At 26.5% G+C, this 13,871-nt stretch carries 14 protein-coding genes and 1 pseudogene; 13 read left to right on the top strand and 2 right to left on the bottom strand.

Translation table 11 applies throughout. The features are described 5' to 3' along the window. Positions 1-59 precede the first annotated feature (59 nt). The 13 genes and pseudogenes from rpsB to lpxB all read left to right on the top strand — a co-directional run bounded on the left by rpsB (position 60) and on the right by lpxB (position 11,756). Positions 60-875, top strand: a complete 816-nt coding sequence (rpsB, locus tag AC5SLL_RS03520) for a 30S ribosomal protein S2 (protein WP_494586112.1) — start codon at positions 60-62, stop codon at positions 873-875. Between the two features lie 4 nt (positions 876-879). Continuing rightward, the gene (gene tsf, locus AC5SLL_RS03515) at positions 880-1,731 is read left to right on the top strand and encodes a translation elongation factor Ts (protein WP_494586111.1); all 852 of its coding nucleotides are present in this window, start codon (positions 880-882) and stop codon (positions 1,729-1,731) included. Continuing rightward, positions 1,732-2,283: a ribosome recycling factor gene (gene frr, locus AC5SLL_RS03510; protein WP_494572598.1), complete on the top strand. Its 552-nt coding sequence runs from the start codon at positions 1,732-1,734 to the stop codon at positions 2,281-2,283. It begins immediately after the preceding gene. Continuing rightward, positions 2,280-2,956 (top strand): annotated as a pseudogene (uppS, locus tag AC5SLL_RS03505) (polyprenyl diphosphate synthase). Before frr ends, uppS begins: the two are co-directional and overlap by 4 nt. Further along, a complete protein-coding gene (locus AC5SLL_RS03500; protein ID WP_494572596.1) occupies positions 2,956-3,621 on the top strand; it encodes a phosphatidate cytidylyltransferase in 666 nt (221 codons plus the stop codon). The pseudogene uppS and the gene AC5SLL_RS03500 overlap by 1 nt, the downstream one beginning before the upstream one ends. Position 3,622: 1 nt before the next feature. Then, a complete protein-coding gene (locus tag AC5SLL_RS03495; RefSeq protein ID WP_494586109.1) occupies positions 3,623-4,789 on the top strand; it encodes a 1-deoxy-D-xylulose-5-phosphate reductoisomerase in 1,167 nt (388 codons plus the stop codon). 6 nt (positions 4,790-4,795) lie between these two features. Next, positions 4,796-7,036, top strand: coding sequence for an outer membrane protein assembly factor BamA (bamA, locus tag AC5SLL_RS03490; protein WP_494586108.1), 2,241 nt, complete (start codon positions 4,796-4,798; stop codon positions 7,034-7,036). Next, positions 7,036-7,566: an OmpH/Skp family outer membrane protein gene (locus tag AC5SLL_RS03485; RefSeq protein WP_494586107.1), complete on the top strand. Its 531-nt coding sequence runs from the start codon at positions 7,036-7,038 to the stop codon at positions 7,564-7,566. Before bamA ends, AC5SLL_RS03485 begins: the two co-directional genes overlap by 1 nt. A gap of 2 nt (positions 7,567-7,568) precedes the next feature. After that, on the top strand, positions 7,569-8,018 hold the full coding sequence (gene fabZ, locus AC5SLL_RS03480) for a 3-hydroxyacyl-ACP dehydratase FabZ (RefSeq protein ID WP_494586106.1): 450 nt from the start codon (positions 7,569-7,571) through the stop codon (positions 8,016-8,018). 55 nt (positions 8,019-8,073) lie between these two features. After that, positions 8,074-9,054, top strand: a complete 981-nt coding sequence (gene lpxD / locus AC5SLL_RS03475) for a UDP-3-O-(3-hydroxymyristoyl)glucosamine N-acyltransferase (RefSeq protein ID WP_494586105.1) — start codon at positions 8,074-8,076, stop codon at positions 9,052-9,054. Continuing rightward, a complete protein-coding gene (gene lpxA, locus AC5SLL_RS03470) occupies positions 9,051-9,827 on the top strand; it encodes an acyl-ACP--UDP-N-acetylglucosamine O-acyltransferase (RefSeq protein ID WP_494586104.1) in 777 nt (258 codons plus the stop codon). The genes lpxD and lpxA overlap by 4 nt, the downstream gene beginning before the upstream one ends. A gap of 1 nt (position 9,828) precedes the next feature. Then, positions 9,829-10,623 carry a UDP-2,3-diacylglucosamine diphosphatase LpxI domain-containing protein gene (locus AC5SLL_RS03465; protein WP_271516714.1) on the top strand — a complete coding sequence of 265 codons (795 nt, stop codon included), beginning with the start codon at positions 9,829-9,831 and terminating at the stop codon, positions 10,621-10,623. Further along, the gene (lpxB, locus tag AC5SLL_RS03460; protein WP_494586103.1) at positions 10,620-11,756 is read left to right on the top strand and encodes a lipid-A-disaccharide synthase; all 1,137 of its coding nucleotides are present in this window, start codon (positions 10,620-10,622) and stop codon (positions 11,754-11,756) included. Before AC5SLL_RS03465 ends, lpxB begins: the two co-directional genes overlap by 4 nt. Here lpxB and gltX read toward each other — a convergent pair. Both gltX and lexA read right to left on the bottom strand, forming a co-directional pair. Continuing rightward, a complete protein-coding gene (gene gltX, locus AC5SLL_RS03455) occupies positions 11,733-13,133 on the bottom strand; it encodes a glutamate--tRNA ligase (RefSeq protein ID WP_494586102.1) in 1,401 nt (466 codons plus the stop codon). The genes lpxB and gltX overlap by 24 nt on opposite strands. Before the next feature lie 22 nt (positions 13,134-13,155). Then, positions 13,156-13,833 (bottom strand): transcriptional repressor LexA, encoded by a 678-nt coding sequence (lexA, locus tag AC5SLL_RS03450; RefSeq protein WP_271516705.1) that lies wholly within the window; start codon positions 13,831-13,833, stop codon positions 13,156-13,158. Between the last annotated feature and the right edge of the window lie 38 nt (positions 13,834-13,871).

The following is a 13,871-nucleotide window of genomic DNA, read 5'->3' as shown; positions in this document are numbered from 1 at the left end:
GGTTTTATACCTCCGGTCCTTAAATGGAAATTACTGTGGTGGCTTAACCGGGAATAAATATGAAAATACCAAGTTTAACTATCCAACAACTATTAGAAGCAGGAGTACACTTAGGTCACAAGACTCTAAGATGGAACCCAAAAATGAAAAAGTACATTTTTGGAAAAAGAGACTCAATACATATTATTGATTTAACTCAAACACTAGAACTTACCAATGTAGCTTTAGAAAAAGTTTACAATACAATTGCTAATAACGGAAAAATACTTTTTGTATCAACAAAAAAGCAAGCATCAGAAGCTATAGCTGAAGTTGCTAAAGAAACTGGTCAATACTTTGTAAATTATAGATGGTTAGGTGGAATGCTAACTAACTGGGGAACTATCTCAGGTTCAATTAAGAAAATGAAAAAATATGAGGCAGATCTTGTTGCTGAAAATAGAGGTTTCACAAAAAAAGAATTATTAAAAATGAGTGTCAAAAAAGACAAATTGGAACGAGCTCTAGGAGGAATTGCTGAGATGAAAAAAGTTCCAGATTTAGTTTTTATAATTGATACTAATTATGAATCTTTAGCAATAGCTGAGGCATCTAAATTGGGCATTCCAATTTGTGCTATTTTGGATAGTAACTCAAACCCTGATGGAATAGATTTTCCAATACCGGGAAATGATGATGCTAGAAGAGCAATTGATCTTTATTGTAATTTAGTAAAAGAAACTATTGAAAATGCAAAAAAAGCTGCTCCAGCAAAAGTAGATGACAAACCAGAAGCAGATGAAGTCAAATCAAAAGAAGCATCTACTAAAACAGTTCAAGAAATTGATAGAGAAAAACTTGATGCCAAATTTGCTAAAAAGGATAAAAAAAATTAAACTAATGAGTGATATAGAAAAAGTTAAACAATTACGTGAAGCAACTGGTGCTGGTTTTAAAGATTGTAATCTTGCAATTAAAGAGTCTGGTGGAGATTTAGATAAAGCTGTTGAGATTTTAAGAGTTAAAGGCATATCAAAAGCTTCTAAGAAAATGTCAAGAGATGCTAAAGAAGGTGTAATTGCAACTTCTGGTGATGAAAATAAAATTTCTATTATTGAAGTTAACTGTGAAACAGATTTTGTTGCCAAAAATGATGATTTTGTATTATTTGCTAAAGAATTGAGTGAACTTAATAATCAAGCAGAATCTAATATTGAAAAGCTTAGCGAAACTAAAATGTCAAATGGCGAAACGGTTAAAGATAGTTTAGTTGCACTTATAGCTAAAATGGGTGAAAAAATAACAATAGGTAGAGCAAAAACTTTTAATAACTCAGGTTCTAAAAATTTTAACTACCTGCATACAGTTGTTAAAGATAATTTGTCTAAACTTTCTGTTATTGTGTCGCTTGAGGTTAAAGATGTTTCAGATCAAGTCAAAACTTTTGGAAAACAATTGGCAATGCACATTGCAGCATCTAGTCCCTTGTCTTTAAATGCAGATTCAATTGATAAAGATCTTATACAAAAAGAACTAGAATTAGTTACAGAAGAACTTAAAAGCTCAGGCAAACCAGATGAAATTGTTCAAAAAATTAGTTTAGGTAAAATGAGTAAATTTAAAGAGGAAAATGCATTATTAACTCAAGCTTGGGTTATGGAACCAAAAAAGAAAGTTCAAGATATTGTTAAAGAACTTAATATTTCTGGTTTAAAGATTAATGATTTTTATAGATTAAAAATTGGTGAATAAATGTTTAACGACAAAACATATAATCAAAAAATGGATAAAACCATTGAGGTTTTTTCTAAAGAACTAACATCTTTAAGAACAGGTCGTGCAAATGCTGCAATGCTAGATCTTGTTAAAGTTGATGTGTACGGCCAAGCTATGCCAATAAATCAAGTTGCTAGTATTACAACACCTGAACCAAGAATGATAAATATTCAAGTTTGGGATGCCAACAATGTTTCATTAGTAGATTCAGCTATAAAAAAATCTGAATTGGGTTTAAATCCTCAGATAGATGGTCAATTAATAAGATTACCCGTTCCAGATTTAAGTGAAGAAAGAAGAGTGGAGATTAAAAAAGTTATTAAATCAATGGGTGAAAAGTGCAAAGTATCAATTCGAAACATTAGAAGAGAAGCTAATGATGAGTTAAAGAATTTACTTAAATCTAAAGAAATTAGTGAAGATGATGAAAAGAAATATGAAAAGATAGTACAAACGTTTACTGACAATCATATTAAAACGATTGATCAAAAAGTTGAGATTAAAGAAAAAGAAATCATGACTATATGAACCCAATTAAACATGTTGCCATTATTATGGATGGAAACGGTAGATGGGGCATTAAACACAAAAACTCTAGAAATGATGGTCATAGAGCTGGCTTAAACAGTGTAGAAAATATTATTAATGAATGTTTAAAAATAAACATTAAATATTTAACACTTTACACTTTCTCTACTGAAAATTGGAAAAGACCAAAAAAAGAAATTAATTTTTTATTTAATTTATTAGAAAATTTTCTTACTAACAAAATTGATAATTTAATAAAAAAAAACATCAAATTAAAATTTATTGGTGAAATCAATAAATTACCAAAAAAATTAAGAGCACTTATAAAAAAATCTGAATTTAAGACATCTAAAAATCTATCTTTACAGGTTAATGTTGCCTTAAACTATGGTTCAAAAAATGAAATTATTCAATCTATAAAGAATATTAAAAAAAAAGAATTATTATTAATAAAGAAAACATAGATAAAAATTTATTTACAAAAAATATAATTGATCCAGATATCTTAATCAGAACCGGAAACACACAAAGATTAAGTAATTTTATGCTTTGGCAGTTAGCGTATACAGAAATTTTTTTTGAAAAAAAATTATGGCCAGATTTTAACGTTAGTGATTTTAAAAAAATATTAAATAGATTTAAAATTATAAAAAGAAATTATGGTTCAATATAATGTCTTCTGAATTAAAAAAAAGAATACTAACATCTATTTTGTTATTCTCATTACTTTCTGCAATGTATCTTTACTCATTTATAATGATTGGCTCATTATTAATTATGGCAATAATTGTATGGATTGAATTCTATGCAATGGTTTCTAAAATTATAAAAAAAAATAAATTCAAAGATAGATTGTTAAGATTTATGCTTAAGTCAGGTTCCTTATTATATTTATCATTATTCGTTTATTTTGTATTTCTTATTGAATCTCACTTAACAGATTTAAAAATATATTTATTATATTCAGTTTTAATAGCTATTTCGTCAGACATTGGAGGACTTATATTTGGAAAAACCTTTAAGGGTAAAAAACTAACTAAAATAAGTCCTAATAAAACGATATCGGGCTCAATTGGATCTTTTGTATTATCAATTTTTTTAATACCAATATTCTACAATAATTTAATTATATACGATTTTCTAACTTTATTAATACTAACAATTGCAATTTCTCTAACTTCTCAATTAGGTGATTTATTTATTTCTTATTTAAAAAGAAAAGCGAAAGTTAAAGATACGAGCGATCTTTTACCTGGCCATGGTGGTTTACTTGATAGAGTGGATGGTATAATTTTTGCTGCACCATTAGGTGTTTTTTTATTAAATCTTTTAAACTAAAATGAAAAAAAAAATTGCACTTTTAGGCTCAACTGGTTCTATTGGTAAATCATTTTTAAATATTTTAAAAAAAGATGCAAATAATTGTGAAATTTTATTATTATCAGTTAATAGTAATATTAAAGAATTACTTAAACAATTAAAAATTTTTACAGTTAAAAATATCATTGTTACAAACAAGAAAAGTTATTTAGAAATAAAAAAAAATCTTAAAAATAAAAAAATTAATATTTATAATAATTATGATTTATTAAATAAAATTTTTAAGAAACAAAAAGCTGACTATATTCTAAATGCAATTTCTGGTTTAGAAGGTTTAAATCCCACTTTAAAAACTATTAAGTTTACAAAAAATATAGCAATTGCAAATAAGGAATCTATTATTTGTGGCTGGACATTAATTCAAAAGGAGTTAAAAAAATTTAAAGTTAAATTTATACCTGTAGATTCTGAGCATTTTTCCATATGGTCTTTAATTGATAATGCGAAAAATACAGATGTAGAAAAAGTATTTATCACAGCTTCAGGTGGTCCATTTAATAGATTTCCATTAAATAAATTTAATGAAATTACTATAAAGAAAGCTCTAAAACACCCTAATTGGAAAATGGGAAAAAAAATATCTATAGACTCAGCTACATTGATGAATAAAGTTTTTGAAATTATAGAAGCTAAAAAAATTTTTAATTATAAATATAGTCAATTAAAAATTCTTATTCATCCAAATTCATATGTTCATGCAATTGTTAAATTCAACAATGGTTTAATTAAAATGTTGATGCACGATACTAATATGAGAATACCTATATTTAATTCTTTTTATAGGAATTATGAAAAAAAAATATCAACAAAAAATATTGATTTTGATATATTAAATAATCTTAATTTTTCCAATGTAGACTTGATTAAATTTCCAGTTGTAAATATTCTAAAGAAAATGCCTAATAAGGATTCTTTATTTGAAACGGTTTTAGTAAGTGCAAATGATAAGTTAGTCGATTTATTTCTAAATAAAAAAATAACATTCAATCAAATCTCAACCATTTTATTAAAAATAATCAAAATGAAAGAATTTTCAAAATTTAGGAAATTAAAGCCAAAAAACATTGATGAAATCATCAAATTGAACAATTATGTAAGTTTGAAAATTGAGAATTTAGCTATATAAATCCTTATGTTTAAAGCAGTTCTAAAAATTAATTTTATTTTGTTCTTTATTTCTTCTCTAACTTTTGCGCAAAGTTTTAAAGATATTAAAGTTGATGGAAATAAAAGAATTTCTAAAGAATCTATAATAATTTTTGGCGATATTGATTTTGATAAAGATTATAATGATGAAGATTTAAATACATTACTTAAAAACATCTATGATACTAACTTTTTCAAAGAAATTAAATTAAAAATTAATAATTCAATTTTAGAAATTTCTGTTATTGAGAACCCTATAATTGAAGATGTTCAAATTAATGGTATTAAAAGTAAAAATTTAACTGAGCTGTTATTTGATAAGATTAAATTAAAAAATAGGAGCTCATATATAGAATCTTCATTTTTATCTGATTTAAATTTAATTAAAAATATTTTAAAAGGTAGTGGATACTATTTTGCAGAAATTAAAACCACCTCTTCTTCAAATGAAGAACAGAATTCAATAAGATTAATTTATGAAGTTAATCTTGGTAAAAGAGCCAAAATTGAAGAAATTCAATTTATTGGAGATAAAAAAATAAAAAATAGAAAATTAAAAAATATCATTACATCTGAAGAAAGAAAATTTTGGAAGTTTATCTCCCAATCTGTTTATCTTAATTATGAAAGAATAGAATTAGATAAAAGATTATTATCTAACTTTTATAAAAATAATGGTTACTATAATGTAGAAATAACAAATTCTTTTGTGGAATTTAATAATAATGATTCTTTTAAATTGATTTTTAACATTGAGGCAGGTGAAAAATTTAGATTCAACGATTTATCTTTAAAGTTAGCTGATGATTATGATCCTAAATATTTTAATGAAATTAATGATGTTTTAGTAAAATTAAAGGATACAGAATATTCACTAGATAAAGTAGAAAAAATCTTAAGGGAGGTAGATAAAATAGCTCTTACAAAACAATACCAATTTATTGATGCATCACTAGAAGAAACTATAGTTGATAATAATAAATTAGATATTTCTTTTACACTTAAAGACAATGAAAAATTTTATGTTGAAAAGATCAATATACTAGGAAACAATTATACTATTGAAGAAGTTATCAGAAATGCCCTAATAGTGGATGAGGGTGACCCTTATAATGAAATTTTATTTAATAAATCTGTAAACAATATTAAAGCAAAAAATATTTTTTCTAAAGTAGAAGCAGAAATTGTTCCTGGATCTAGTAAAGGACTTAAAGTCGTAAATCTAACGGTTGAAGAAAAGCCTACAGGTGAAATTTCTTTAGGTGCTGGTGTTGGAACATCTGGAGGAACAATAGGAGGTGGAATAAAAGAAAATAATTTTTTAGGTAGGGGTATTAAGTTAATTTCAAATTTAGAAATTACAGAAAATGCTTTAAAGGGACAATTTATATATGAAAAACCTAATTTTAATTATTCAGATAATTCTCTATTTACTTCGATAAGAAGTAGGACCACGGATAATATAAAGGACTTTGGTTATAAAACATCTGATCTAGGTTTATCCCTAGGTACTGCCTTCGAACAATTTGAAAACTTATATTTTAGACCTGAATTTGATGTTTCTTATGAAAAACTTGAAACAACTGGTGCAGCTTCAGCATCCCTTAAAAAACAAGAAGGTGATTATTTTGATAATTACTTTAATTATTCTTTAGATTATGATTTGAGAAATAAAAGATTTCGTCCAGATGAAGGATTTAGAAATATATTTAGGCAAGAATTACCATTAGTGTCTGATAATTATGAAATTGTTAACTCTTTTGAGACTACTAGATATCAAAAAATATCGGAAATGGTAACTAAAATTAGTTTTTATGGAAAAGCTGTAAACACATTAAGTAATGATGATGTAAGAATTTCTAAAAGATTATTTATGCCCAGCAGTAAACTTAGGGGTTTTGAGGCTGGAAAAATTGGACCCATTGAGAATAATGACTATATAGGTGGTAATTATGTTTCTGCTTTAAACTTTAGTGCTACGTTGCCTGGATTGTTGCCATCATTTCAGAATATGGATTTTTCAATATTTGTTGATGCTGCAAATGTATGGGGTGTTGATTATGATAGCACTATTGATGACAATAATAAAATTAGAAGCTCAACCGGTGTGGCTGTGGATGTATTAACACCAGTAGGACCACTTAATTTTTCATTATCTCAACCTATTACAAAAAGCTCTACCGATAAAACTGAAGGTTTTAGATTTAACCTAGGTACTACCTTTTAATGAATTTTATAAAATACTTAAGATATTTTTTGATAATAATCTCAATGCTGCATTCTAATATGGCCCTATCGAATAATAATATTTATTTTATAGATATTGATTTTGTAATGAATAATTCTTTAGCTGGAAAATCAATCATTAAAGAACTGAATGAAATAAATAAATCTAGTCAAAATAAATTTAAAAAAATTGAAAAAAACTTATTAGATGAAGAAAAAAAAATAATTTCAAAAAAAAATATTTTAAGTAAACAAGAATATTTAAAAGAAGCAGAATTATTTAAAAAAAAAGTTGAAGATTATAAGTTATCAAGAAATAAAAAAATTAATGATATTTCTGTAATGAAAAATAATTCCCAAAAAAAACTTACTGAAATATTAACACCTATATTAGCTGAATACGCAAAAAAAAATTCTATCTCGTATATAATTCCAAAACAAAATATTATAATTGGTAAATCCGAGCTAGATCTCACAAAAACTATTATTGAAATTTTAAATTCAAAAATTAAAAAGATTAATTTACAATAAATATGTCTATTAGTTTAAATAAAAAACAAATAATTGATTTATTACCTCATAGAGAGCCAATGCTTCTCATCGATGAATTAGTCAATATAAAGAAACTTTTTTCTGCATCAGCCATTGTTAATGTGACAAAGGAAAGTTTTTTCGTGCAGGGACATTTTCCTGGTAATCCAGTTATGCCGGGTGTTTTGATAGTTGAAGCTTTTGGTCAGGCTGCAGCAGCTCTTACTGCCCATGGCATAGATAAAGAGACATATGAAAATAAATTAGTTTTTCTTATGGGAATTGAAAAGGCAAGATTTAGAAATCCCGTTATACCAGACTGCAAACTAGAACTTAATATTGAAGCAATAAGATCTCATGGAAGAGTTTGGAAATATAAAGGCGAGGCCTTTGTAGAAGGTAAAAAAATGGCTGATGCTATATGGTCAGCAACAATTGTTGATAGAAAATAATTAGTAATAATTATTGATAAACAAATCTTTAAAATTTTGGTAGTAAAGTTTATCAATGATTAATCCATTTTTTGAAAATAGAGGTCCTATAAAAATTGATGATATTTTAACCTCTATAAATATTGTTAATAATTCTAATTATAAAGATACAAAAATCTTTGATATAAAAGATATCAATTCTGCAACTGATAAAGATATTACTTTTTTTCATTCAAAAAAATATGAGGCTGTGGCAGCATTAACAAAAGCATCTTATTGTGTAACTACTAAACAATTATCAAATATCTTGCCTAATAATTGTAAACCTATTGTTGTTGAAAATGTTTTGATTTCTACGGCAATGATTACTAAACTTTTCTATCCAAATGCTATTACAGATGACTTTGACCCATTAACATTGAATCTTGAAAAGACGCCTTTTTATAAAAAATTAAGACATGGCAACAATGTATTGATAGGAAAAAATGTAAAGATTGGAAAAAATTGCTCAATAGGACATAACTCAATAATTGAAAGTAATGTTGCAATTGGAGATAATTGCTCAATAGGATCTAATGTTATAATTAGAAATACTTTAATAAAAAATAATGTTTCAATTTTAGATGGTTGCGTAATAGGAAAGAAAGGTTTTGGTTTTTTTCCAAGCAATGAAGGAAATATTAGATATCCACATATTGGCATTGTTATAATTGAAGATAATTGTGAAATCGGTTGTGGCTCAACAATTGATAGAGGCTCTTTATCGAACACTGTAATTGGCAAAAATACCTTTATTGATAATCAAGTTCATATAGCTCACAATAATAAAATTGGAGAAAATTGTATTATTGCAGGACAAGTAGGTTTTGCTGGTAGTTCTATAATTGGAAATAATGTGATGATTGGTGGTCAAGCAGGTATATCTGGACACTTAAAAATTGGTAACAATGTACAAATAGGAGGTGGATCTGGTGTTGTAAAGAATATTCCTGATAATACTAAACAAATGGGTTACCCTGCTAAAGATTTAAAAAAATTTATCAAAGATAACAAATGATCCATAAAACAGCAATAATAGATCCTAAAGCAAAAATAGCCTCAAATGTTGAGATTGGTCCATATTGTGTAATTGGTCCAAATGTAGAAATTGGTGAAAATACCATCATTCATTCTCATGTAAATATTTCTGTAAGTACTAAAATTGGAAAGGGAAACAAGATTTATCCTTTTGTTTCAATTAATGATCCACAGGACTTGAAATACAATGGTGAACTTACCAATTTAATAATTGGTGATAATAACAAAATTAGAGAGTATGTAACAATAAACCCTGGTACAGTTAGTGGCGGGGGTAAAACAGTTATTGGAAATAATTGTTTATTTATGATTTCATCACATATCGCTCATGACTGTCATGTTGGTAATAATGTAATAATTGCAAATAATGTACCTTTAGGTGGTCATGCAATTATTGAGGACAATGTTGTTATTGGCGGCAATTCCGCTGTTCAACAATTCACTAGGATTGGAAAAATGGCAATGATTGGTGGAATGACAGGTGTATTACATGACGTAATACCTTATGGATTGTCTACCGGAAATAGAAATTCATTACAAGGATTGAACCTAATAGGGCTGAGAAGAGCCAAGTATGAAAATAAGGATATCTTAGGCTTAAGTGACGCTTATAAAGAAATTTTTGCTACAAAAAATATTAATGAAAATATAAGTAAATTGAATGGCTCTTTTCAAGAAAATCCGTTAGTAAAAGATGTAATTAAATTTATAACAAAAGATAAAAAAAGATCTATTTGCACGCCATTTTCATAAGATGATAGGATTAATTTTTGGTGATACTGATTTTCCAAAGGAAATTCTAAAAACAATTAAAAAAAATAAAATAAAATATTTGATAATTGATTTATCAAAATCAAAGAAATTTAAAAAAGATAAAAATTCTTTTGCTGTATCTATGGGTCAATTCGGTAAAATTATTAATATTCTTAGGGAAAATAACTGTAAAAAAGTCTTATTTGCTGGAAAAGTAAATAAACCAAACTTTTCTAAATTGAAATTAGATTTAAAAGGAATTTATTATATCCCTAGAATAATCAAAGCTTCAAAGCTTGGAGATGCAGCGATACTTAAAGAAATTATTAAGATATTGGCACAAAACAAGATAAAAACAGAAAATTCACTTAAATTTAATCCCGAATTATCCTTAACGAAAGGCAATTATTCAAAGATAAAACCAAACAAACAAGATCAATTAGATATTAAAAAAGCAATTAAAACATTAAATAATTTAAGACAATATAATTTTAGCCAAGCTGTTGTAGTTAGAAACAAAAAAGTGATTTCTATAGAAGGAAAAGGTGGGACTAAAAAAATGCTTGAAAAAAGCAAAAGCAAAATATTTAGAAATCACGGAGTATTAGTTAAGTTTCCCAAAAAAAAACAAGACTTAAGAGTAGATCTGCCAACGATAGGATTAAAAACTATCAAACAAAGCAAGACTGCTGGATTAAAGGGCATTGTTATAAAAAACAAACAACATGTTTTTTTAGATAAAATCAAATGCATAAAATTTGCAAATAGAAATAAGATGTTTATCTCGGTAAAATGAAAAAAATCTTTATATTAACTGGTGAACCTTCTGGAGATAAACTTGCTTCTAAAGTTATATCTAAAGTCCAAAAAAATAATCCTAATATTCAATATGCTTGTGTCGGTGGAACACATTTAAATTCGTTAGGGATAAAATCTATTTTTAACCTAAAAGAAATTACTCACATCGGCTTTACAAGTGTTTTATTAAATATTTTTAAAATAAAGAATAAAATAAATAAAACAGTAGAAGAGATAATAAGATTTAATCCAGATATTTTGTTTAGTGTAGATAGTCCTGATTTTACATTAAGAGTTGCAGAAAAAGTTAAAAAATTAAATAATGATATAAAAACTATTCATTATGTAGCACCACAAGTATGGGTATGGCGAGAGGGCAGAGTAAAAAAATTTAAAAAATTTTTAGATCATGTTTTATTATTATTTGATTTTGAAAAAAAATACTTTGATAAAGAAAATATTCCAAATACTTTTGTCGGTCATCCGTTGCTTGAAGAAGAGTCAAAAAACAAAATAGATCTAACTAACATTATATCCAATGATAAAAAAATTATTTCTCTTTTTTCTGGAAGTAGATCATCTGAAGTGAATTTACTTTTGCCTATCTTGATAGATTTTATTAATATGATGAATAGAAAATTTAATAATTTTACTTTTATTTTTCATACCACTGAGGATAATAAAAATTTAATTAGTGAAAAAATTCATAATATAAATTTAAAAAATGTTGAAGTTATTTCTGAAGAAAATATTAAAAAACAAATTTTAAATAAATCTATTTTCGCAGTTTCTAAATCTGGAACTGTTTCTCTTGAAATTTGCAATGCAAGAGTTCCTTCTATAATTATTTATAAAATGAATTTTTTGAATTTTTTAATTGTTAAAATGTTGGTGAAAACAAAATTTGCTAATATCATCAATATTATTAACAACAAAGAGATAATTCCTGAATTAATACAAAAAGAATGTAATGCTAAAGAGATTTACAATTCTGTTGTTTATTTTTTAAAAAATCCAGAATTAATGAAAAAACAAATCAATGAGTGTGATGAAACTTTAACTAAAATTAGATCAAAAACCTCATCTTCTGATGAAGCTTCTTCCGTGTTAACTAAGTTTCTTATTAGTTAATCTTTTTATAACTTCCTCTTTTCCAAGTGAAATAATTATATCATATATGCCAGGTCCAAATTTTGAACCTGTTAAAGCTATTCTTAAAGGCTGACCAACTCCTTTAAAATTTGTATTATTTGATTTAATTAGTTCATTTACTATTGGCTCTAACGTTTCTTTGCTAAGCTTATCAATGGTAGCAAATTGTTCACTGAAAGCAGAAATGATTTTTTTTGCTTTATCATCAATGATCTTAATGTCATCCTGATTAAAATTTACTTCATTTACAATAATATATTGACCATTATTAAATATATCTTCTAATGTCTTTGCTTTATTTTTTAAGAAAGTTAAAGATTTTTTGATCTTATCTTTTTTATCTGACTTAATTTCACTTTTATATAATTTGCAGTATTCTATTAGTTGATTAAATAAATCATTTTCATCAATATTTTTAATATAATGCTCGTTCATTGATAGAATTCTACTCATATCTAGTTTAGATGGTGATTTTCCTATACCTTCTAAGTTAAAGTACTTAATACTCTCATCTAGAGTAAATATTTCTTTATCTTCAAAAGACCAACCCAATCTCAGTAAATAATTCCTTAATGCATCAGGCATTATTCCTATTTTGGAGTAGTCATCTAAAGTTGATGCATTATCTCTTTTTGATAATTTTTTACCTTCTATTGTATGAATAAGAGGTATATGTGCAAATTGAGGAACTTCCCATTTCATTGCTGAGTAAATTTGCATTTGTTTGAATGTATTAATCTTATGATCATCGCCTCTAATGATATGGGTCATATTCATTTGATGATCATCAACGGTTGCAGATAAATTATATGTTGGCGTTCCATCATTTCTTAAAATTATAAAATCTTCAATTGTATTATTGTCAATTTCTACATCACCTTGAACTAAATCTTTTAGTACAGTAGATCCTTCAATTTTACTTTTAAATCGAATTACAGGTTTAATATCTTTAAGGGAATCTGTTTGTGATAGATCTCTACATTTTCTATTATAGATATAAGGAAGCTTTTTTTGTCTGGCTCTTTTTTTTTGTTCTTCAATCTCTTCACTTGAACAGTAGCATTTATATGCATTACCACTTTTAAGCAGATCATTAGCAACTTTTATATGATCATCAATTTTAGTTGATTGTATATATTCTTCACCATCGTGCTCTATACCAATCCATTTTAAAGATTTGATAATTTGAACTTTATGTTCATCTTTAGATCTTTCTTTATCAGTATCTTCAATTCTAAGATGAAATTTTCCTTTTTGGTTTTTAGAAAATAGCCAATTAAATAAAGCTGTTCTAACTCCACCAATATGAAGCGCTCCAGTAGGTGAGGGAGCAAATCTTGTTGCTACTTTTGACATTAGGGATTTTTAAACTATTTTATTAGAAGTTTCTATATAAAGATACTAAAACACCCTGAACTTTTACTCTATCTGGGCCAAATATTTTGGTTTCATAATTTCTATTTGCACTCTCAAGTGCTACAGTTTTACCTTTTCTTCTAATTCTTTTAAGCATTGCCTCATGCTCATCTATTAAAGCCACAACAATTTTTCCATTATCAGCTGTATCAGTTCTTTTTATGATTACTGTGTCTCCTTCATTGATACCTGCTTCGATCATAGAGTCTCCTTGAACTTTAAGTCCAAAATATTGGCCATTCTTTTCTAAATTACTTGGAAGCGGTATTCTAGCAACCTCATTTTGAATTGCTTCTACTGGAGTTCCAGCAGCAATCTTGCCTAGAACAGGTATTTCAATTTCATCTCCATTACTTATATCATTGTCTAATCCACCCTTAATAACACTAGGTGAAAAGCTATTGTAAATATCATTTGCTGAAGCTGTTTCAGGTAGCTTTATAACCTCTAGAGCTCTTGCTTTGTGAGCTAACCTTCTAATAAAACCTCTTTCCTCTAAAGCACTTATTAATCTATGAATTCCTGACTTAGATTTTAAATTTAAAGAATCTTTCATCTCCTCGTATGAAGGTGATACGCCCGAAGCTCTCAACTTTTTGTTGATAAATAAAAGCAAGTTTTTTTGTTTTTTTGTAAGCATAAGAACAAATATCGTACAAACAATGTTCTATAAAAGTT

This window comes from Candidatus Pelagibacter sp. PS_43 (assembly GCF_059417795.1).
Note: the sequence above shows the minus strand (reverse complement) of the source record. Positions and strands in the feature narration are given on the sequence as shown.